The organism is Pseudomonas umsongensis, assembly GCF_012647205.1.
GTDB lineage: Bacteria > Pseudomonadota > Gammaproteobacteria > Pseudomonadales > Pseudomonadaceae > Aquipseudomonas > Aquipseudomonas umsongensis.
Genome location: NZ_CP051487.1, coordinates 905,524 through 927,100 on the forward strand (window position 1 = coordinate 905,524; position 21,577 = coordinate 927,100).

Consider the following 21,577-nt stretch of genomic DNA (forward strand, 5'->3'; position numbering starts at 1 on the left):
GGTGGGTCTCTAATCCTGAAATAGATTTAAACCTGATTCACCCCGACGCATCTCCAAATACAAAGAGTAATGAGAGGATGGATATTCCTGCCCAATGGTCCCGAACATTCAGTACGGCGCTTATTGAGCGACAAACTATCGGAGAGTCAGGAGCCGAGGTTTCTCGCATTCGCTGCATCAACGGCGAACACCTGTTCCTGAAGTCCGAATCCATTGGCCCGCACAGTGAGCTGCCGGAAGAGATTAAGCGTCTTCGTTGGATGAACCGGCTAGACCTGCCTGGGCCGACCGTTCTTGATGCGACGACAGAGGACAATCGCCATTGGTTACTCATGAGTGCCGTCCCCGGACGAGATCTAGCCAGTGCCAACGACTTGTCTGCGCCCCAAGTCATCAACGCCCTGGCGATGGCGCTACGTAGGCTGCACCAGGTGCCCATTGAGAAATGTCCCTTTGACCACCCGTTACAGCAACGCATGGCAGCTGCCAGGAGTCGAATGAGTGCCGGGCTGGTTGACGAATCAGACTTTGACGATGAGCGGCTGGGGCGGACCGCTGAGGATGTCTTCGCAGAGCTGCTGTCGACGCTTCCCGAAACCTATGACCTTGCCGTCACCCACGGCGATGCTTGTCTGCCGAATTTCATGGTCGACGCGAGCCGTTTTACCGGCTACATCGACTGCGGCGGGCTAGGCATCAGTGACATCTATCAAGACCTTGCCCTGGCTGCCCGAAGCATTGAACGCAATTTGGGACCGGCATGGGTGGCCCCATTTTTTCGTGAGTACGGTGTGGAGCCAGATCAGCAACGTATAGCGTTTTACTGTTTGCTGGACGAGTTCTATTGAGTCTGGCTGGCCTCTTCGCGGGCAAGCCCGCTCCCACAGGGGCGTGTGTTGCAGGGATTACCGAACCCCAGATGCAACAAAACCCGCACTGGGCGGGTTTTGTCTTGCTTCGTATTTGGTGGAGCCGGGGGGATTTGAACCCCCGTCCGCCAGTACTCCGCTGTCGGTACTACATGCGTAGCCGTGTCTATTAAGTTAACCCTCAGCGACCCGACGGGCAGGGTGCTTTGGGCGAGTTGTGTAAGTTTTAGCCGCTTCGTCCACAACGTACTGCACGGCGATTCTGTTCTATATGACAATCACTTTGGGTTTACAGACATCCCCTGGTGATTGCTGGACCCGAAGGTACCAGAAGCTCAGGGCTAAGGCTGCTTACGCAGCGAGAGCGAATTCCTGGCCGTAGTTTTCGTCATTGGCAACTATAAGTAGTTGCAACAGTGGATTTACGAGTTCTGTTACCAACTCGGCATGCACCTAAAGTTTCGCAACCGGCGTCGAATCCTAAACGGCCCCGAACTCATTGCCCGAAAATCTCATTGAGCAACAAGCCAGTACAGTGTACGCCAATGAGGCGCGGAAGGCCAACCCGAAGGTTGGCCTCGCCTGACATCAGTTGCGCGTAGGGTTTCGAATCTGCATTTTGGTGATCATGCCAGAGGTGATTTCGACGCAATCCTTGTCGTTACCGGCCGCCTGGGCAGCCTTGGATTTTTCCAGCGCTGCTTTGACGTTGTCCAGCGAGTTTTCCGGTAAAGACGGCGCGCTGTCCACGAAGTCGCTTATCTGTTGAATGTTTGCCGCACAAAGATCCTTGTCTGCCGCGAATACGGGCGATGCCAGCAGTGCCGCAGTGATAAACAATCCAGCCATTGCAGAGTGCTTCATGGGTATCTCCTTGCGCATGAGGGCTCGGTGCTGCCGGTCGATGGGGCTGCTGGCCGAGGGGTTTTTAAGCCCGTTCGCAGGGCCTAATTAAATGACTATAGCCGCGCGCAGGAATTCGGTTTTCTTTTGCGATTGCGTGAGGGGGATATGAATATTATAGAGGCGAGGTTTCTCGCGATGGCGCTGAGGCAACGCGTTTGGCCAGAAAACACGCGTTATCGTTGACGTCCATCGCGAGCATGCTCGCTCCTACAGGGCCGGGCGGGCTTGGGTTACGCGGTCCACCAGGTAGACCAGCCCGTGATAATCGATCCCGCCGTGCTGGCTAAGGCCGATTTCACAGGTGCGGCTGGTAGAAATGCCTTCGCTGCAATACTGCACCGCATCCTTCAAGGTACGCAGCGAATGTGCGTTCAGCTCCGGGGTGGTGAAGCCTTTGTCGCCGGCAAACCCGCAGCAGTGAATACCCTCGGGGATGATCACGTTATTGCTGCACTTGCGCGCCAGATCGATCAGCGCCTGGCTTTCGCCCAGATGCTGGGTGCTGCAGGTGACATGCACGGCAATGGGGGCTTCCTGCGGTGTGAATTGCAGTCGATCCATCAAGTGTGTGCGAATGAAACGTACCGGATCGTACAGGTCCAGGCGCACATCGCCGAGGTCCTGGGTCAGGCGCAAGGTGCAGGGGCTGGTGTCGCAGTAAATCGGATCGAGCCCGCCACGACTGGCGTGGAGCAGGGCGCCGATCAGTTCCTGGCGTTTGTGTTCGGCCTGTTCGGCATAACCCTTGGAGGCGAAGGGCTGGCCGCAGCAGAGGTTATCCAGGTTGTCGGGGAAAACCACCTGATAACCGGCTTTTTCCAGCAGGCCACGAGTCTTGTCGTACAGCGACATTTGCTCCTTGTCGCCCGCCGCCGGGCCCATGGCGCGTGAAACGCAGGCTGCCAGATACACCACGCGCGGGCGTTCGTCGGTCACCGCCGGACTGAAGCGAATGGCTTTTTCCGGCTGCGGCATGGCGTTGGTCCATTGCGGGACCTGGCCTTTGGACAAGCGGGTCAGCGTTGCCGACAGTTTTGCCAGGCGTGGCGCGCCCAACAACATCCGTGCACCGTTGGCCACGTGGAGGGTGAAGCGCGCCCCTTGCAGCGCCGTGGCGAAATTGCCTTCAAGCCAGGTGGCAGTTTTCCTATGGGTAGCGTGCTGTCCACGAAGCTTTTTCACCAGCTCGCCGGTGTTGATGCCTACAGGGCAACGTTGGGCACAAAGACCGGTGGCGGCGCAGGTATCGATGCCCTGGTATTCAAAGGCAGCTTCGAGTTCGCGGGTATCGACACCGGCGCGTTTCTTCGCCTGGATGTCACGCCAGATCACGATGCGCTGGCGCGGGCTCAAGGTCAGGCCTTTGGAGGGGCAGACCGGTTCGCAGAAGCCGCATTCGATGCACTTATCCACAATCTCGTCGGCGGCTGGCAGCGGCTTCAGGTGCTTGAGGTGGATTTGTGGGTCTTCGCTGAGCACCACGTCCGGATTGAGAATACCGTTGGGATCGAGCAGGCGCTTGAGCTGCCACATCAACTGGTAGGCGTCGCTGCCCCATTCCAGTTCGACGAAGGGTGCCATGTTGCGCCCGGTACCGTGCTCGGCCTTGAGCGAACCACCGAACTCGACCGCCACCAGTTGCGCCACGTCGTCCATGAACGCCTGGTAGCGTGCGACTTCTTGCGCACTGTTGAAGCCTTGGGTGAAGACGAAGTGCAGATTACCTTCCAGGGCGTGTCCGAAAAGGATCGCTTCGTCGTAGTGATGTTTGTCGAACAACTCGATCAGGCGGTTCACGCCGGTCGCCAGTTGTTCCACCGGGAAGGTCACGTCCTCGATGATCACTGTGGTCCCGGTTTTGCGCACAGCGCCTACGGCGGGAAAGGTGTCCTTGCGGATTGCCCAGAGTCGGGCGTTTTCCAGTGGGTCTTCGGTGAAATCGACTTGTTTCTCTACCGGGAACGAGGACAGTGACGCCATGATTTGCGCCAGTTGCTCGTGCAACAAAGAGGTCGATGCCGCGCGGGATTCGATCAGCAGGGCGCAGGCATTGTTCGACAGGTGTTGTACGAAAGCGGGCATGCCGGGCTTGTTCTGTACCGAGCGCAGGCTGCGGCGGTCCAGCAGTTCTACCGCTGAGACCGGTTGGCTTTTCAGTACGGTGACAGCGTTGCAGCAGGTTTCCACGTCCGGGAATACGATCAGCGCCGAGGCCTTGTTCGGGTGATCGATCACCGTGTCGTAGGTCACCGCGCTGATGAAGCCCAGAGTGCCTTCGGAACCCACCAGCAAGTGGCTCAAGATATCCACAGGCTCGTCGTAGTCCACCAGGGCGTTGAGTGACAGGCCCGTGGTGTTTTTCAGACGATATTTGTGGCGAATTTTTGCAGCCAGTTCGGCATTGGCGCGGGTCTCGCGGCCCAAGGTCGCAAGACGCTCCAGCAGGTCGCCGTGACTGGCGCGAAACGCCGCGACACTGGCGGCATCTTCGGTATCGACACGGCTGCCGTCGGCCAGCACCAGACGGATGCCCGCCAGGGTGTGATAAGTGTTTTGCGCCGTGCCGCAGCACATGCCGCTGGCATTGTTGGCAACGATTCCGCCGATTTTGCAGGCGTTGATCGACGCAGGGTCCGGGCCGATCTTGCGCCCGAATGGTGCCAGCCAGGCGTTGGCCTGCGCGCCGATCACCCCCGGTTGCAGGCGGATTTGTGTGCCCTGGCCACGGATCTCGCGACCGTTCCAGTTATCCCCAAGCACGATCAACACCGAATCGCTGATGGCTTGTCCGGACAGGCTGGTGCCAGCAGCGCGGAAGGTCACGGGAACCCGGTCGCGCTGCGCCAGTTGCAGCAGCGCCACCACTTCGTCTTCGGACTCGACGCGAATTATCAGTTGCGGAATCAGTCGATAGAAGCTGGCATCGGTGCCGAAGGCCAGCGTCGACAGTGGATCGTCGAAACGCCGTTCCCGGGGAATCATTTGCTGCGCATCGCGCAGGAAAGCGGCCGGTAGACTCATTGGTCCTCCAGGATCAACACCACGAGGTCTTTCGGACCGTGGGCGCCGTAAGCCAGGACTTGCTCGATATCAGCGGTTTTCGACGGGCCGGAAACCAGCAAGGCGTTGGTCGGCATGCCCTGGGCCCATTCGAATTCCTGTTGTACCTGATAGAAGTTATCGCGGATTTCACTGGCCTTGAGCAAGGCGAAATGCACCGGTGGCGCCAGGCTCATGAGGCGCGGTTCTTCTCGCGTCGGCCAGAGAATCAGGCTGCCCGTGGCGGCGATTGCGCCAAGGGTGGTGGTCAGGCTCGCCGGGGTGTCGTTGAACAGTTCTGCTTTCCATTCCTCAATCGGGCGGTCGTAGGCCTTGAGCGTCGGCAGGCCGGGGTTTTTCGCCCAGTGCTGCGAGACGCGTTGCCCGTGCGGCGTAGTCGGGGCGATCAACAGGCTGGGCAACTGGCGGTCTTGCAGCAGTGTTGCCAACAGGGTCGGCCAGTGCTCGCCCGAAGTCAGGTGGATTTCCGTGTGCACTGCTTCCATCAATTTGCGCAGTTGCGGGATGCGTTGATCTGGCGTGTAGGTATAGGGCTTTGTCACCAGTTCGACGTCGAAGTTGTCAGGCACCGGCGTCGTGCCTGTCAGGCTTTTGCGCAACTTGGTTAGGATATTTTGCTTGGCGCTCATCAACGATCTCCCTGTTTGGCCAGATGCTCGCGAGCCATGTCATGCAGTGAGCGGGCGGCGGGTTTCGGGGCACTGTGGTTCTGCGTCCATGGTCCGACATTGCTCGGCGTAAGGGCACGCAGGCGAGTTGCGGCCAAAGCGAACAGGCGATAAAGCGTCGGTGAACTGTTGAGCCTGGCCCAGGCATTCCAGATGAATCGTTCCTTGCGCGAGTACTTGCTGCCCTGGCCACGCATCACTTGATCCGGGCTGTCCGGCGCTTTCACGTTCTCTTCGCGCAAACGGCGCAGCAAAGACGGGATCGGGATTTTGACCGGGCACACTTCGCCGCAGGCACCGCACAGCGAAGAGGCGCTCGGATGATCCGGGACTTTCGCCAGGCCGACCATATGCGGGGTGATGATTTTGCCGATAGGGCCGGGGTAGACCTCGCCGTAGGCATGGCCGCCGATTCGAGTGTAGACCGGGCAATGATTCATGCAGGCGCCGCAGCGGATGCAGTTCAAGGTCTGGCGCAGTTCGCTGTCGGCAAACGCCTGGCTGCGACCGTTGTCGAGCAGGACCAGGTGCACTTCCTGCGGGCCGTCGAGCTCATGTTCCTTGCGCGGACCGGAGATCATGTTGACGTAGGTGGTGATCGGGATGCCCAGGGCCGAGCGGGTCAGCAACGACAGCAGCGGCACTACGTCGCGCAGGTTCTCTACGACTTTCTCGATGCCGGTGACGGCGATGTGCACCGGTGGCACAGTGGTCGTCATGCGGCCGTTGCCTTCGTTTTCCACCAGCAACAAGGTGCCGGTTTCGGCCACGGCGAAGTTGACGCCGGAGACGCCGATGTCCGCTTCGAAGAACTTCTGCCGCAGGACCCTGCGACCGATCTGAATGAGTTGGTCAACGTCCTTGGTGTATTCCACGCCAAGTTTGTCGTGGAACAAGGACGCGACCTGACCGGCGTTCTTGTGGATCGCCGGCATGATTATGTGTGAAGGCTTCTCGTGGTCGAGCTGGACGATGTACTCGCCCATGTCCGATTCCAGGCATTCAATGCCCTGTTCAGCGAGGACGTGGTTCATCTCCATTTCTTCGCTGACCATCGATTTACCCTTGATCACTTGCCGCCCCTCGTGAGCGCGGATGATCGACAGGACGATGCCATTGGCTTCGTCCACCGTTTCCGCCCAGTGCACTGTCACACCGTTGCGGGTCAGGTTCTGTTCAAGTTGCTCGAGCAAATCGGGCAACTTCGATAACGCACGGGCGCGGACAGCATTGCCCAGCGCTCGCAGATGTTCTCTTTCGTGAGCATCGCTGAAAGCCGCTGCCCGTTTGGTCATCAGTGAATCCATCGCCTTGCGGAAGTTGCCCCGCAATTGCGCGTCACCCAGCGCCTCGTGCGCCCGGGTGCGAAAGTCTTCTTCTACGGCGACCGTAGGAATAATCTCGGCGGCACTCATTGGGCACCTCCGGTACGCTGCCAGAGGAAGCTGGCCAGGTGTTGACCGCGCAGCGCTTCCTTCTGTTTCTCCAGCGAGCCGTTGATGTTCATCAGGCAACCGCAGTCGGCACTGAGTACCTGGTGTGCGCCGGATTCTTTCAACGAGCGGGTCTTGTCAGCCACCATCGCCCCGGAAATATCTGGCATACGGACGCTGAAAGTCCCACCGAAGCCACAGCATTCGCTTTCGTGGCTGTGTTCGACCCGCTCCACGTTGCCCAGTTGCGACAACAGCTCGCGGCCGTGCAGGTGGGTGTTCATCTCACGGCGTGCCGAACACGACGTGTGCAACGCTACCTTCACCGGCATACCGCTGTCCTTGAACTGCACCTTGCAGACAAACAACAGAAACTCGGCCAGTTCATAGGTCCTGGCAGCCAGTGCCTGAACCTGTTGCAAGGTGTCCGGCTCATCCTTGAACAAGTCGGCATAGTGTTCACGCAACATGCCCGCGCAGGAACCCGAAGGTACCACCACCGGATAATCCCCGGCGAACAGCGCCAGTTGCGAGCGCGCGACGGTCCTGGCCTGCTCGGTGTAGCCCGAGGTGTAGGCCGGTTGACCGCAGCAGCTTTGCCCTTGCGGGTACTCGACACGAATGCCCTCGCGTTCCAGCAGGTGGATCGCGTCCATTCCGGCTTGCGGGTAGAACAGATCCACTACGCAGGTCCCGAACAGGTACACCCGTTGAGGTTTCTCGCTGGGGTATTGCCGAGGCTCGGGCAGTGGCGGGGCGACACGGGTCGCATTCGGCACAGCGTTGTAAAAAAGCTCGCTCATCAGGCGTGTCTCTCGGCCGGTTATCCGTCCGTCGAGGCCACTGAATATAGAGAGAAAATCTTTCAGCAGCCTTGCAGACCGGGTAGTGAATAGCTGACGCCGGGGTCGTGGCCCGGCGTCGTTTTTCCATGTCGCTTATAGCGCTTAGTGCACCAGCATGCCGGTGAACCAGTAGGCCTGGGCCAGGGTGATCAGGCCGACAATCGTTGCAAAGAACAGGCTGTGCTTGAGGGTGAAGCGGAACAGGTCCGATTCCTTGCCCACCAGGCCAGTTGCCGCACAGGCCACGGCGATCGATTGTGGCGAGATCATCTTGCCGGTCACGCCACCGCTGGTGTTCGCTGCCACCAGCAAGGTGTCGTTGACGCCGATCTGGTGGGCGGTGGTCGCCTGCAACGAACTGAACAGCGCGTTGGACGAGGTATCGGAGCCGGTCAGGAACACGCCCAGCCAGCCGAGGAACGGCGAGAAGAACGGGAAGGCTGCGCCTGTACCGGCCAGGACCAGGGCCATGGTCGACGACATGCCCGAGTAGTTGGTGACAAACGCGAAGGCCAACACCATGCCGATGGACAGGATCGGCCAGCGCAGTTCGTAGAAGGTCTCTTTCAAAGTGGTCAGACCAGTTTTGAGGTTGATCTTCAGGACCAGCATCGAGATCAGCGCCGAGAAGAAAATCGCGGTGCCGGTGGCGGAGATCGGGTCAAGCTTGAACACCGCCGGAAGGGCAGTCGGCGCGGCCACGATCGGTGCCACCTTGATTACCAACTGGTCCAGGTGCGGGATGGCGAAATTGAACACGAAGCTGTACATCGAGCCGCCCGCGGCAAACATCGCCTTGAATGGCTTGAGCGTCCAGATGGTCACCAGCACGGTCAGGATCAGGAACGGCGACCAGGCCTTGAAAATCTCCCCGAGGCTGTAAGGCGAAGCCACGGTGGTGCGCTTCTGGCCGAAACCACCGACGCTGGCGCTGACCACGGAAGCCGAGACGGCGCCGACGATGTGTTGGCCGGCGGCGCGTTTTGGCTGCCAGACCTTCAGGAACAGAGTCAGGGAAACCAGGCTGGCCAGGGCTGACGTGATGTCCGGCAGTTCCGGGCCGATGAAGTTGGAGGTGAAGTATTGGGTCACGGCAAAGCTCAAACCCGCGACCAGCGCTGCCGGCCAGGTTTCACGCACGCCGCGCAGGCCATCCATCATGAACACCAGCCAGAATGGCACGAACAACGACAGCAGCGGCAACTGGCGACCGGTCATGGCGCCAATCTTGAAGGCGTCGATGCCGGTCACTTGCCCGGCCACGATGATCGGAATACCCAGGGCGCCGAAGGCGACCGGCGCGGTGTTCGCGATCAGGCAAAGGCCCGCGGCGTACAGCGGGTTGAAGCCCAGCCCTACGAGCAGTGCGGCGGTAATCGCCACCGGTGCGCCGAAACCGGCCGCACCTTCGAGGAAGGCGCCGAAGCAGAAGCCGATCAACAGGACTTGCAGGCGCTGGTCGTCGGTAATCGACAGCACCGAGCTGCGGATCACTTCGAACTGGCCACTCTTGACCGTCAGTTTGTAGAGGAACACGGCCGCCACGATGATCCAGGCGATTGGCCACAGACCGTAGGCGAAACCATACCCGGCGGCGGCGAACGCCATGTCGACTGGCATCTTGAAGGCAATGATTGCCACCAGGATCGACAAGGCCAGGGTGATGCTGCCAGCCACGTGTCCTTTGAGGCGGAACACGGCCAGGGCCAGGAAGAAAAACACGATGGGAATAACGGCTGCGAGTGCGGACAGGCCGAGGCTGCCGAGTGGGCTGTAGAGCTGTTGCCAGGTTTGCATATGGGGTGGCCCCTAATTGTTGTTGGTCAGGCACTGATCAGCGTTCTTGGTTAATTGGTAATACCAATTTACAATCGCTGTTGGCTAGGGTAAAAGCGTTGTAGGCGGTGTGTCAATTTGCCGCCCTAAAACTTTTGTCGTAGGCAGGGATTTGCAGAAGGTCTGGCCCGTTTGGGTAATGGTCGCTTGGCAGGTGCCTGCGTAGCCTGGATAGGCCAGAATAGAGCCCCGGCGCGCCGTCGGGATGGTGGAGAAATCGAGTTATGGGGTTTGATCAGATTCGGCAGCGCCGTTTGTCTGACGATATTGTCGAGCAGCTCGAGGGCATGATCCTTGAGGGCACGCTGAAAGCCGGTGAACGCCTGCCGGCGGAACGCGCGCTGGCCGAGCAATTTGGTGTCTCTCGACCTTCGTTGCGCGAAGCTATTCAGAAATTGACCGCCAAGGGGCTGCTGGTCAGCCGTCAAGGTGGCGGCAATTATGTGGTGGAATCCCTGGGCACGACGTTCAGTGATCCGCTGTTGCATCTGCTGGAAAGCAACCCCGAAGCGCAGCGCGATCTGCTGGAGTTTCGCCACACGCTGGAAGCGTCCTGCGCCTATTACGCAGCGCTACGTGCCACCGACGTTGACCGCGAGCGACTGGCTGCCGCGTTCAATCAATTGCAGGACTGCTATTCGCGTCACGATGAAGTCAGTCGGGCGGAGGAGGGTGCGGCGGATGCAAATTTTCATCTGGCGATTGCCGAAGCCAGTCATAACGCGGTGCTTCTGCACACCATTCGCGGGTTGTTCGACCTGCTCAAGCGCAACGTGGTCACGAACATTGGCGGCATGTACAAGCAGCGTACAGAGACCCGCGACATGCTGATTACGCAGCACCGGGAGCTGTATCAGGCAATTATCGAAGGCAGGGCGGAACAGGCCCGGGAAGTCTCCAGTCGACACATTCTGTATGTGCAGGAGGTGCTGGAGGAGGTGCGTCAGGAAGTGCAGCGCGTGGCTCGGGCGGAGCGGCGCAAGGGGATGTAGTCAGCTGGTGATCGTTCCCACGCTCTGCGTGGGAATGCGGCAATGGACGCTCTGCATTCGCTTTGTGACGCGGAGCGTCACGGGATGCATTCCCACGCAGAGCGTGGGAACGATCAGTGCAAGGAATTAATCTTCCTTGCCCTTGTTGCGCACCGCGCGCTGCAATTCGCGCCCGGCGTCGCGTTCGCGCTCGGTGTCGCGCTTGTCGTATTCCTTCTTGCCCTTGCCCAGAGCAATTTCGCACTTGACCATGTGCTTGCTCCAGTACCAGGACAGGCACACGCAGGCGTAGCCTTTTTGCTGCACGGCAGCGGCGAGCTTTTCCAGCTCCCGCCGGTTGAGCAGCAATTTTCGCGTGCGCACCGGATCGGCGATGACGTGGGTGCTGGCGGTCGTCAGGGGCGTGATATGACTGCCGAGCAGCCAGGCTTCGCCATCCTTGAGCAGTACGTAACTGTCAACCAGTTGCAACTTGCTTGCCCGCAGACTTTTTACTTCCCAGCCGGCCAGGACCAGACCAGCCTCGAACCGATGTTCGATGAAGTAATCGTGTCGCGCCTTTTTATTTTGCGCGATGGTCCCTGTTGGGTGTTTCTTCTGTTTAGCCATAGGGGCGGCATTATAGGGAGTTGCACGCGAGTCGGCTACGGGATTGCTACATGCTTGAGCAGGTTGATTGAATCCCGGACAATGCGGCCTCTTTTTTGAACGCTTGGTCGTAATATAGATGTCGACAGACAAGGTTTCTGTCCACGGCAGTTGGGCTAGCCGTTGGGTTTTCATACTCGCCGCGACCGGTTCGGCCGTGGGCCTGGGTAGTATTTGGAAATTCCCCTACATGGTTGGCGTCTACGGCGGCGGCGCTTTCGTGCTGATGTTCCTGGCCTGTATCGCCTTGATCGGCGTGCCGGTCATGCTCGCCGAAACCCTGATTGGCCGGCGTGCCCGGCAGAGCCCGGCCAATGCCTTGAAGGTGCTGGCGCTGGAAGCGGGCCATTCGACAAAATGGTCCTGGGGTGCTTTTGCCGGAATGATCACGGCATTGTTGATCCTGTCTTTCTATAGTGTCGTCGGCGGCTGGTCGCTGGACTACATCATCGATATGGGTCGTGGCGACTTCCAGGGAGCGACTCCCGATCAGGTGGGGGCGTACTTTGGCAATGTGATTGCCGATCCCTGGCGCCTGACACTTTGGCACACGATTTTTATGCTGCTGTCTGCGGTGGTGATCGCAAAAGGCGTGGTCGCGGGGCTTGAACGCAGTCTGCGGATCATGATGCCGTTGCTGTTCGTGATGATCCTTGTGTTGCTGGGCTACAGCATGACCACCGGGCATTTCATGGAAGGCGTGCATTTCATGTTCGACTTCCACCCGGAAAAAGTCCTCGACGGCTTGCTGCCTGCCATGGGGCACGCCTTCTTTTCCCTGAGCGTCGGTGTCGGTTCGATCATGATCTACGGCGCCTACATGCCCAAGCATTCGTCGATCTCCGGGACCATCGTTGGCGTGGCGCTGCTGGATACCTTTGTGTCCCTGGTGGCTGGCCTGGCGCTGTTTCCGATTGTATTTGCCGGAGGGTTGAACCCAAGCGAAGGCCCTGGCCTGATGTTTGTCAGCCTGCCATATGCCTTTGGCAACGTAGCGTTTGGCCAGTTGATGGGCGTAGTGTTCTTCGTGCTGGTCGCGATTGCAGCCTGGAGTTCGGCCATATCCTTGCTCGAACCCATGGTGGCTTACCTGGTGGAGCGCTCGAAAATCAGTCGAACCTGGGTCACCTTCTGGTTGGCCTTCAGTTGCTGGTTTGTCGGTCTGGGTACCGTGTTTTCCTTCAATGTCTGGAAACAAGCCAAGTTTTTCGTGAACGAAGACGGGCTGTTTCACCTCTATCAATGGGGTGCGGCGGGTGGTCTGGACTTCTTTGGCGTGATCGATTTCTTCACCTCACGGATCATGCTGCCGCTCGGTGGATTGTGTTTCGTGGTATTTGCAGGCTGGGTAATGGGGCGTGAAGCAGTGCGTGACGAGCTGTCGATGCGAAACCCGATGTTGTTTGCCTTGTCCTTGTTCTTGATGCGCTATGTGGCGCCAATCGGCATTCTCATAGTGTTTGCCGCCCAGCTCTGGAAGTGACGCTGACATGACGACACACATTTCACGTTCGGCGTTGCTGCCGTACCCCGCGCAAGCGCTGTATGACCTGGTCAACGACGTGGCGCGTTATCCGGAATTCCTGCCCTGGTGCTCTTCAGCTGAAGTGCTGGAAAGCTCTGCCGATCATATGCGCGCGAGCGTTGGTGTGGCCAAGGGCGGGCTCAGCCAGCATTTCGTGACGCGCAACACCCTGGTGCCCGGCCAGTCGATCGAGATGAACCTCGAGGAGGGGCCGTTCACCCAGTTGCATGGCGTTTGGGTGTTCAAGCCGTTGGGTGAGAAGGCCTGCAAGATCAGCCTGGACCTGTCGTTCGATTATGCAGGGCCGATCATTCGCGCCACCCTGGGGCCGTTGTTCAATCAGGCAGCGAATACGCTGGTGGACGCGTTCTGCCAGCGCGCCAAGCAAATGCATGGTTGAGGCGATGATAGAAATCGAGGTGGTCTATGCCGCCGTTGATCGTCAGCTGCTCTTGTCGGTGAGCGTGCCGGCAGGAACCACCGTTCGCGCCGCGTTGTTGAAGTCCGGCATGCGTCAGGCTTTTCCTGAGCTGGACCTGTCGCAGTGTCCGGTGGGGATCTTCGGCAAGGTGATTGCCGATCCCGACAGTCGTCCGGTTCAATCAGGTGATCGCATCGAGATCTACCGGCCGTTGCTGGCGGACCCGAAGGAAGTGCGTCGCCTGCGTGCGGCGAAGGCTGCCGAGGCCAAGGCCCGGAATCAGTAAGTCGGGTAAATGCCAGGCGTAAAAAAACCCGGACATGCCGGGTTTTTTTATGTCGCAAATTATTGCGGCGAGGTTTCCAGAGGTTCTGGAGTCGGGACTGGCACGGTTTCGACACCGTCCACTTCCTTCTGGATCTGATCGAGCAACGAGCCAGGCTTGACCGGTTTTTCCGGTTTCGGCTGCTCGACCTGCTCTGCTGGCGCAGTCACGGTGGTGCCAGTGTCCTTGCCCAGAATGGCTTCGTCGCGGCTCATGCCAGGCATGAAATCGCCAGAGAGACTGACAAGCTGGTCATTTGAGTTGAAGATAACGCTAATGCGTTCCTGTTGGCGTTCGCCGCCACCCGGTTGCAGGCTATACAGGTAATCCCAGCGATCGGCGTGGAACGTATCGGTCAGCAGGGGGTTGCCCATGATAAACCTTACTTGCTTACGGGTCATTCCCGGGCGTAACTGGTCTATCATGTCCTGCGTGACGACATTGCCCTGCTGGATGTCGATTTTGTAAACCCCGGGGAATGAACAACCGGCGAGTGCGAGCAGTCCCACAAAGGTGAAACTGGTTAGCAAGAGCTTGGTGTTTTGCATCGGTGGGCGACTTCCACTATCTTGGCTGGGACAACGTAAACGCCGATCATACCCGCATTAAGAGAAGCTGCGAAGCAGCATCGCGAGAAAGCTGACCATGGTTGAAAATAGCGAACTACGCAAAGCCGGCCTCAAAGTGACCCTGCCACGGGTCAAGATTCTGCAAATGCTCGACTCTGCCGAGCAGCGCCACATGAGTGCCGAGGATGTCTATAAGGCATTGATGGAGGCTGGCGAGGACGTCGGTCTGGCCACGGTTTACCGTGTACTGACCCAGTTCGAGGCGGCTGGACTTGTGGTGCGGCACAACTTCGACGGAGGCCATGCGGTCTTCGAACTGGACGACGGCAAGCATCACGATCATATGGTCAACGTCGAAACCAGCGAAGTGATCGAATTCTTCGACGAAGAAATCGAGCGCCTGCAGAAAGCCATCGTCGACAAGTACGGTTTCGAGATGGTTGATCACAATCTTGTGTTGTACGTGCGCAAGAAAAAGTAAGCATGTCGCGCGAACCCAGGGTTCGCGAAACGAACGAAGGCGACCCCAGGGTCGCCTTCGTGCTTTCTGCCGCTTGTGCGGTTTGCAAACGGTTCTGTAGGAGCTGCCGAAGGCTGCGATCTTTTGATCTTTGCGTTTGTATGGACAAAGTCAAAAGATCGCAGCCTTCGGCAGCTCCTACATGGATTCGTTTTAGATTTTTGCAGTGACGACCATTTTCTTGGCGTGAGCCAGGGATTCCTTGGTGAGATCGATCCCGCCCAGCATTCGCGCCACTTCTTCTACGCGATCGTTCTTGCTCAATTTGGAGACGGCCGTGCGAGTGGCATCTTCGCCCCGGACTTTGTGCACGAACAGGTGCTGATGCCCTTGTGCGGCCACTTGGGGCAGGTGCGTGACCGTCAGGACCTGCCCGCGTTCACCAAGCCTGCGCAGCAATTGGCCGACGATTTCTGCAGTCGGTCCGCCAATGCCGACGTCCACTTCGTCGAACACCAAGGTCGGGACCCGGGACGTTTGCGCGGTGATCACCTGGATCGCCAGGCTGATACGCGACAGTTCGCCACCCGATGCCACCTTCGCCAGGGCTTTTAACGGCTGCCCCGGGTTAGCGCTAACCAACAGTTCCACCTGTTCGAGTCCGTTCGGAAGCAATTCATTGCTGCTGTTCGGTCGCAGCTCAATGGCAAAGCGCCCTCCGGGCATGCCCAGGCGCTGGATCTCCTGTTCCACCGCGCTGGCCAGGCTGCTGGAGGCTTGGTGGCGCAGGTCGCTCAACTCTCGAGCCTTCTCCTGATAATGACGGGCATAAGACGCCAGCTCATCACTCAGTCGCTCGATGGATTCATCGTTGGCGTTCAGGGTTTCGATTTCATCCAGTAACCGCTGTTGCATCTCTGCGACCTCGGTTGGCTGGATGCGGTGCTTGCGTGCCATGGTGTAGATCGCATCGAGGCGTTCTTCCAGGTATTGAAGGCGCGCCGGGTCTGCGTCGAAGTTATCCAGGAAGCGGTTCAGCTCACCCACGGCTTCTTCAACCTGGATCTGCGCGCTGGTCAGCAAGCTGCTGGCTTCGCCCAGCGCGCCAATCGAGTTGTTCACGCTCGACAGGCGATTAAGGCTTGCAGTCAGGGCGTTCAGGACATTGCCGGAATCACTCTCGCTACATTGTTCGACCACTTGCCGGCAGATACCCAGCAAGGTTTCCGCGTTGGTCAGGTTCTTGTGTTCCTGTTCCAACTGCTCCAGCTCGTTGTCGCCGAGGCCAAGGTTTTCAAGCTCTTCAAGTTGGTAGCTGAGCAACTGATGGCGAGCGCGCTGCTCGTCGCCGGAGTTGGACAGTCGCTCAAGCTCCTGGTGAGTCTGGCGCCAGCGCTGGGCGGCCAGGTGCACCTGGCGGGCAAGGTCCGTGGCGCCGGCGTATTCGTCGAGCAGGCGGCGATGGGTATCGGTCTTGAGCAGGGACTGGTGTTCATGCTGGCTATGGATGTCGATCAGCAGTTCGCCCAGGGCCTTGAGGTCGCCCAGCGGGCAGGGGGTGCCGTTGATGTAGCCGCGCGAGCGCCCTTCGGCGGTAATGACTCGGCGCAGGATGCACGGGCCGTCGTTCTCGAGGTCGCGTTCGGCGAGCCAGGCGCTGGCTTCCGGGATGTCGGCCAGGTCAAAGGTTGCCAGGATGTCGGCTTTGTCTGCGCCGGGGCGGACCACGCCGCTGTCGGCTCGATCGCCGAGGGTCAGGCCCAGGGCGTCGAGCATGATCGACTTGCCGGCGCCGGTTTCCCCTGTGATCACGCTCATGCCTCGATCGAGTTCAAGATCGAGATGTTCAACGATGGCGTAGTTATGTACGGACAGGTGCACCAGCATGAAGGCCGCTCCCAGGCTTTAGGTCTGGTTATTTATACAGTGTTTTATTTGCGGCTGACAATGCCCCTCGTTAGCTCGATTTGCTTGATCCGACGAAATCCTTAGCGCGGAGGGGAATGACAATGCAGCTGTTTTTTGTAGGGTTAATGTTTGATCAGCCCTTGAAGCCGGATTTTGCGGCCCCATATAGCTGGACAGAAGCGCGAGTCAGGCTCGCGGACGATATTGAAAGGAGAATTCTATGGCTGACGAACAGACAGTGGATACGCAAAATCTAGACGCCGATCAGGCTTCCCAGGCTTCGGGTGATGACCTGGCGGCTCGTGTACAAGTGCTCGAAGAGCAACTGGCAGGTGCGCAGGATCAGGCTTTGCGTGTAGCCGCCGATCTGCAGAACGTCCGCCGTCGCGCCGAGCAGGATGTAGAAAAAGCTCACAAGTTCGCGCTGGAAAAATTCGCCGGCGACCTGCTGCCGATCATCGACAGCCTGGAGCGTGGCCTGGAATTGTCCAGCCCGGATGACGAAAGCATTCGTCCGATGCGTGAAGGCATCGAGCTGACCCTGAAAATGTTCCAGGACACCCTGAAGCGTTATCAGCTGGAAGCGATCGATCCGCATGGCGAGCCGTTCAACGCCGTTCTTCATCAGGCAATGGCCATGCAGGAAAGCGCTGACCTCGAGCCAAACAGCGTGCTCAAGGTGTTCCAGAAGGGCTACCAGCTTAACGGTCGCCTGCTGCGCCCGGCGATGGTCGTGGTCAGCAAGGCTCCGGCGCCAGTTTCGCCTTCTATTGACGAGCAGGCTTGAAATTAGCCGCAAGGCCCCCATTTAGAAGTCAAGCGTTTAAGTGCTACCGCAGTTAGCCACCACTGCTGCGGCAACCAAATCCAAAGTTTCGGGAGAGTGAACATGGGCAAAATTATCGGTATCGACCTGGGGACCACCAACTCCTGCGTCTCCGTGCTTGAAAACGGCGTAGCCAAAGTTATTGAAAACGCCGAAGGCGCGCGTACCACGCCGTCGATCATCGCTTACGCCAACGATGGCGAAATCCTGGTCGGCCAGTCCGCCAAGCGTCAGGCTGTGACCAACCCGCATAACACCCTGTACGCCGTGAAGCGTCTGATCGGTCGCAAGTTCGACGAAGAAGTCGTGCAGAAAGACATCAAGATGGTTCCGTACAAGATCGCCAAGGCTGACAACGGTGACGCCTGGGTTGAAGTGAACGGCCAGAAGATGGCGCCGCCACAAATCTCGGCTGAAATCCTGAAGAAGATGAAGAAGACCGCCGAAGACTACCTCGGCGAGCCAGTGACTGAAGCGGTGATCACCGTTCCGGCCTACTTCAACGACAGCCAGCGTCAGGCGACCAAGGACGCCGGCCGCATCGCGGGCCTGGACGTGAAACGTATCATCAACGAACCAACCGCGGCTGCTCTGGCTTACGGTATGGACAAGGCCAAGGGCGATCACACCGTGATCGTTTATGACCTGGGTGGCGGTACTTTCGACGTTTCCGTGATCGAGATCGCTGAAGTCGATGGCGAGCACCAGTTCGAAGTGTTGGCCACCAACGGCGACACCTTCCTGGGTGGTGAGGACTTCGACATTCGTCTGATCGACTACCTCGTCGACGAATTCAAGAAAGAAAGCGGCATGAACCTCAAGGGTGATCCGCTGGCGATGCAGCGCCTGAAAGAAGCCGCTGAAAAAGCCAAGATCGAGCTGTCTTCCGCTCAGTCGACCGACGTCAACCTGCCGTACATCACTGCAGACGCTACCGGTCCTAAGCACTTGAACGTGAAGATCTCCCGCGCCAAGCTGGAAGCGCTGGTTGAAGACCTGGTTCAACGCACTATCGAACCTTGCCGCATTGCGCTGAAAGACTCCGGTATCGACGTTGGTGCGATCAACGACGTGATCCTGGTCGGCGGTCAGACCCGTATGCCACTGGTTCAGAAGCTGGTGACCGAGTTCTTCGGTAAAGAAGCACGTAAAGACGTGAACCCGGACGAAGCTGTTGCCATGGGTGCTGCCATCCAGGGTGCGGTACTGGCCGGTGACGTGAAAGACGTTCTGCTGCTGGACGTCAGCCCGCTGACCCTGGGTATCGAAACCATGGGTGGCGTGATGACTGCGCTGATCGAGAAAAACACCACGATTCCTACCAAGAAATCGCAAGTGTTCTCGACTGCCGACGACAACCAGGGCGCCGTGACCATTCACGTGCTGCAAGGTGAGCGTAAGCAGGCTGCACAGAACAAGTCCCTGGGCAAGTTCGACCTGGCCGAGATTCCACCAGCACCACGTGGCGTGCCACAAATCGAAGTGACCTTCGACATCGACGCTAACGGCATCCTGCATGTAGGCGCCAAGGACAAGGCCACCGGCAAGACTCAGTCGATCGTGATCAAGGCCAACTCCGGCCTGTCCGATGAAGAGATCGAGCGCATGGTGCGTGACGCCGAGGCCAATGCCGAGGAAGACCGCAAATTCGAAGAGCTGGCCGCTGCCCGTAACCAGGGTGATGCACTGGTTCACTCGACGCGCAAAATGGTCGCTGACGCTGGCGACAAGGTAAGCGCTGAAGAGAAGACTGCGATCGAAGCTGCCGTGGTTGCCCTGGAAGCCGCTGTAAAAGGCGACGACAAGGCTGCTATCGAAGCCAAGGTTGAAGAACTGTCGAAAGTCTCCGCTCCAGTGGCGCAGAAGATGTACGCCGAACAGGCTCAGCCTGCTGAAGGCGCGGCACCGCACGACGACAAGGCGCAAAAGGCAGACGACGTTGTCGATGCTGAGTTCGAAGAAGTAAAAGACCACAAGTAAGTTGTTGGTCGGCCGGTTGACTGCCTTCAGGCGGTGACTGGTAGGATGTCGCCGCGCGGGAGCTTGCTCCCGCGTTGGCGTGTCTGGAGTCAGCGAATTTTTACAGCATGCGACACGGTTCGCTTGTTGGCGGCATGGTCGGGAATGCTCCTGCTTTCCGAGCCGAAAGTGCCACATTGAAACAAAGACCAGGATCGTTGAATTGACGTGAGTTGGGTCCGGGCCTGTATTGGGGCTCAACGAGTTTGACGAGGCTCAGGAGAGGTTTGTCGAACGTCCTCAAGAGTGCAGAGACTTATGGCAAAGCGTGACTATTACGAAGTATTGGGTGTTGAGCGAGGTTCAAGCGAGGCGGACCTGAAAAAGGCCTACCGTCGCCTGGCGATGAAGCACCACCCGGACCGTAATCCTGATGACAAGGCGTCGGAAGAGATGTTCAAGGAGGCCAACGAGGCCTACGAAGTGCTCTCCGATTCCGGCAAGCGTGCGGCCTACGACCAGTACGGTCATGCCGGTGTCGACCCGAGCATGGGTGGTGGCGGCGCCGGTTTCGGTGGCCAGAACTTCTCGGACATCTTTGGTGATGTCTTCAGCGACTTCTTCGGTGGCGGTCGCGGTGGTTCCCGCGGTGGTGCCCAGCGAGGCAGCGACCTGCGTTACACGTTGGAGCTGAACCTGGAAGAAGCGGTGCGTGGCACCAGCGTGAATATTCGCGTTCCGACACTGGTCAACTGCAAGCCATGTGACGGCTCGGGTGCCAAGAAAGGCTCTTCGCCGGTGACCTGCCCGACCTGTGGCGGTATCGGCCAGGTGCGCATGCAGCAAGGGTTCTTCTCGGTGCAGCAAACCTGTCCGCGTTGCCACGGCCAGGGCAAGATCATTTCCGATCCTTGCGATTCCTGCCATGGCGAAGGTCGTGTCGAAGAGTACAAGACCCTGTCGGTCAAAGTGCCGGCCGGTGTCGATACCGGTGACCGCATTCGCCTGTCGGGCGAGGGCGAGGCGGGTGCCCAGGGCGGGCCAACCGGCGATCTGTACGTGGTGATCAACGTGCGCGAGCACTCGATTTTCCAGCGTGACGGCAAGCATCTGTTCTGTGAAGTGCCTATCAGCTTCGTCGATGCGGCGTTGGGTGGCGAGCTGGAGATTCCGACCCTCGATGGTCGAGTCAAGCTGAAAATCCCTGAGGGGACTCAGACCGGCAAGCAGTTCCGCGTGCGTGGCAAGGGCGTTGCGCCTGTGCGTGGCGGCGGTGCGGGTGACTTGATGTGCCGTGTGGCAGTCGAGACGCCGGTCAACCTGAGTCGTCGCCAGCGTGAAATGCTCGAAGAGTTCCGCAGCTCCCTTGCGGACGACAACAGTCATTCCCCGAAAACCACGGGCTGGTTCGAAGGCGTGAAGCGCTTCTTCGGCGATTTGTAAGGAGACAGGCATGCGACGTATAGCTGTGATGGGCGCCGCCGGGCGCATGGGCAAAACCCTGATCGAGGCTGTGCAGCAGGCGCCAGGTGCCGGCCTGACGGCGGCAGTGGATCGTCCTGACAGTACGCTGGTCGGCGCGGACGCCGGTGAGCTGGCGGCTATCGGTCGCATCGGCGTGCCGCTGTCGGGTGACCTGGATCGCGTGGTCGATGAGTTCGACGTGCTGATCGACTTCACTCATCCGACGGTGACCCTGAAAAACCTCGCCTTCTGCCGCAAGCACAACAAGGCGATGATCATTGGCACCACCGGCTTCAGTGTTGAAGAGAAGCAGTTGCTGGCAGAGGCGGGCAAGGATATCCCGATCGTCTTCGCGGCCAATTTCAGCGTCGGTGTAAACCTGTGCCTGAAGCTGCTCGATACCGCCGCCCGGGTGCTGGGCGATGATGTCGATATCGAGATCACCGAAGCTCACCATCGGCATAAAGTCGATGCGCCGTCCGGTACGGCCGTGCGCATGGGTGAGGTGATTGCCGATGCCCTGGGTCGCGACCTGAAGAAAGTCGCGGTTTACGGTCGTGAGGGCCAGACCGGTGCTCGCGAGCGCGAGACCATCGGTTTTGCCACGGTGCGCGCTGGCGATATCGTGGGTGATCACACTGTGTTGTTCGCAGCCGACGGTGAGCGTGTCGAGATCACTCACAAGGCCTCCAGCCGCATGACCTTCGCCAAGGGTGCGGTGCGTGCTGCTTTGTGGCTCGACGGGCGTGAAGCGGGTCTTTATGACATGCAAGACGTGCTCGACCTGCGTTAAGATGCACCCTAAATCGGGCTCGCGCACAGCGTTTGAGCCCGGTTTTACCCCGCCAAGCGACGACCTGTCG

The 21,577-nt window shown here is 59.0% G+C and carries 19 protein-coding genes and 1 other RNA gene; 10 read left to right on the forward strand and 10 right to left on the reverse strand.

The features are described 5' to 3' along the window. Positions 1-77: 77 nt before the first annotated feature. Positions 78-848, forward strand: a complete 771-nt coding sequence (locus tag HGP31_RS03940; protein ID WP_168757215.1) for an APH(3') family aminoglycoside O-phosphotransferase — start codon at positions 78-80, stop codon at positions 846-848. A gap of 116 nt (positions 849-964) precedes the next feature. Here the strand turns inward: HGP31_RS03940 and ssrA are convergent. The 7 genes from ssrA to HGP31_RS03975 all read right to left on the reverse strand — a co-directional run bounded on the left by ssrA (position 965) and on the right by HGP31_RS03975 (position 9,578). Continuing rightward, positions 965-1,361: a transfer-messenger RNA gene (gene ssrA, locus HGP31_RS03945) on the reverse strand. A 96-nt stretch (positions 1,362-1,457) separates the two neighbouring features. After that, the gene (locus HGP31_RS03950) at positions 1,458-1,733 is read right to left on the reverse strand and encodes a hypothetical protein (RefSeq protein ID WP_083350114.1); all 276 of its coding nucleotides are present in this window, start codon (positions 1,731-1,733) and stop codon (positions 1,458-1,460) included. Positions 1,734-1,982: 249 nt separating this feature from the next. After that, complete coding sequence (locus HGP31_RS03955) at positions 1,983-4,796, reverse strand: FAD-binding and (Fe-S)-binding domain-containing protein (RefSeq protein WP_168757216.1); 2,814 nt, start codon at positions 4,794-4,796, stop codon at positions 1,983-1,985. Beyond that, a complete protein-coding gene (locus HGP31_RS03960) occupies positions 4,793-5,464 on the reverse strand; it encodes a LutC/YkgG family protein (RefSeq protein WP_168757217.1) in 672 nt (223 codons plus the stop codon). The genes HGP31_RS03955 and HGP31_RS03960 overlap by 4 nt, the downstream gene beginning before the upstream one ends. Continuing rightward, positions 5,464-6,918, reverse strand: a complete 1,455-nt coding sequence (locus tag HGP31_RS03965; protein WP_033044654.1) for a LutB/LldF family L-lactate oxidation iron-sulfur protein — start codon at positions 6,916-6,918, stop codon at positions 5,464-5,466. Before HGP31_RS03965 ends, HGP31_RS03960 begins: the two co-directional genes overlap by 1 nt. Beyond that, entirely contained in the window at positions 6,915-7,739 is an 825-nt protein-coding gene (locus HGP31_RS03970; protein WP_020796514.1) for a (Fe-S)-binding protein, read from the reverse strand. The genes HGP31_RS03965 and HGP31_RS03970 overlap by 4 nt, the downstream gene beginning before the upstream one ends. Before the next feature lie 144 nt (positions 7,740-7,883). Next, positions 7,884-9,578, reverse strand: coding sequence for a lactate permease LctP family transporter (locus tag HGP31_RS03975; RefSeq protein WP_020796515.1), 1,695 nt, complete (start codon positions 9,576-9,578; stop codon positions 7,884-7,886). A 263-nt stretch (positions 9,579-9,841) separates the two neighbouring features. On the opposite strand from HGP31_RS03975, the gene HGP31_RS03980 reads away from it, so the two are divergent. Next, positions 9,842-10,609, forward strand: coding sequence for a GntR family transcriptional regulator (locus HGP31_RS03980; RefSeq protein ID WP_020796516.1), 768 nt, complete (start codon positions 9,842-9,844; stop codon positions 10,607-10,609). Positions 10,610-10,735: 126 nt separating this feature from the next. Here HGP31_RS03980 and smpB read toward each other — a convergent pair whose 3' ends face one another. Then, complete coding sequence (smpB, locus tag HGP31_RS03985) at positions 10,736-11,218, reverse strand: SsrA-binding protein SmpB (RefSeq protein ID WP_008057382.1); 483 nt, start codon at positions 11,216-11,218, stop codon at positions 10,736-10,738. Between the two features lie 118 nt (positions 11,219-11,336). On the opposite strand from smpB, the gene HGP31_RS03990 reads away from it, so the two are divergent. The 3 genes from HGP31_RS03990 to HGP31_RS04000 are packed head-to-tail and all read left to right on the forward strand — an operon-like array spanning position 11,337 to position 13,489. Then, the gene (locus HGP31_RS03990; RefSeq protein WP_083350116.1) at positions 11,337-12,740 is read left to right on the forward strand and encodes a sodium-dependent transporter; all 1,404 of its coding nucleotides are present in this window, start codon (positions 11,337-11,339) and stop codon (positions 12,738-12,740) included. 7 nt (positions 12,741-12,747) lie between these two features. Next, on the forward strand, positions 12,748-13,182 hold the full coding sequence (locus HGP31_RS03995; protein WP_020796518.1) for a type II toxin-antitoxin system RatA family toxin: 435 nt from the start codon (positions 12,748-12,750) through the stop codon (positions 13,180-13,182). After that, positions 13,175-13,489: an RnfH family protein gene (locus HGP31_RS04000; RefSeq protein ID WP_042955274.1), complete on the forward strand. Its 315-nt coding sequence runs from the start codon at positions 13,175-13,177 to the stop codon at positions 13,487-13,489. Before HGP31_RS03995 ends, HGP31_RS04000 begins: the two co-directional genes overlap by 8 nt. Positions 13,490-13,548: 59 nt before the next feature. Here the strand turns inward: HGP31_RS04000 and HGP31_RS04005 are convergent, their stop codons facing one another. After that, entirely contained in the window at positions 13,549-14,076 is a 528-nt protein-coding gene (locus HGP31_RS04005) for an outer membrane protein assembly factor BamE (protein WP_020796520.1), read from the reverse strand. A gap of 97 nt (positions 14,077-14,173) precedes the next feature. Between HGP31_RS04005 and fur the strand changes: the two genes are divergently transcribed. Continuing rightward, the gene (fur, locus tag HGP31_RS04010; RefSeq protein WP_003197684.1) at positions 14,174-14,578 is read left to right on the forward strand and encodes a ferric iron uptake transcriptional regulator; all 405 of its coding nucleotides are present in this window, start codon (positions 14,174-14,176) and stop codon (positions 14,576-14,578) included. Between the two features lie 192 nt (positions 14,579-14,770). Here the strand turns inward: fur and recN are convergent, their stop codons facing one another. Continuing rightward, positions 14,771-16,444: a DNA repair protein RecN gene (gene recN / locus HGP31_RS04015; RefSeq protein ID WP_020796522.1), complete on the reverse strand. Its 1,674-nt coding sequence runs from the start codon at positions 16,442-16,444 to the stop codon at positions 14,771-14,773. A 241-nt stretch (positions 16,445-16,685) separates the two neighbouring features. On the opposite strand from recN, the gene grpE reads away from it, so the two are divergent. The 4 genes from grpE to dapB all read left to right on the forward strand — a co-directional run bounded on the left by grpE (position 16,686) and on the right by dapB (position 21,507). Next, positions 16,686-17,252, forward strand: coding sequence for a nucleotide exchange factor GrpE (gene grpE, locus HGP31_RS04020; protein WP_020796523.1), 567 nt, complete (start codon positions 16,686-16,688; stop codon positions 17,250-17,252). A 102-nt stretch (positions 17,253-17,354) separates the two neighbouring features. Continuing rightward, positions 17,355-19,271 (forward strand): molecular chaperone DnaK, encoded by a 1,917-nt coding sequence (dnaK, locus tag HGP31_RS04025; RefSeq protein ID WP_020796524.1) that lies wholly within the window; start codon positions 17,355-17,357, stop codon positions 19,269-19,271. A gap of 297 nt (positions 19,272-19,568) precedes the next feature. Further along, complete coding sequence (gene dnaJ / locus HGP31_RS04030; RefSeq protein ID WP_168757218.1) at positions 19,569-20,693, forward strand: molecular chaperone DnaJ; 1,125 nt, start codon at positions 19,569-19,571, stop codon at positions 20,691-20,693. 10 nt (positions 20,694-20,703) lie between these two features. Then, positions 20,704-21,507 carry a 4-hydroxy-tetrahydrodipicolinate reductase gene (dapB, locus tag HGP31_RS04035; protein WP_008057399.1) on the forward strand — a complete coding sequence of 268 codons (804 nt, stop codon included), beginning with the start codon at positions 20,704-20,706 and terminating at the stop codon, positions 21,505-21,507. Positions 21,508-21,577: the final 70 nt, after the last annotated feature.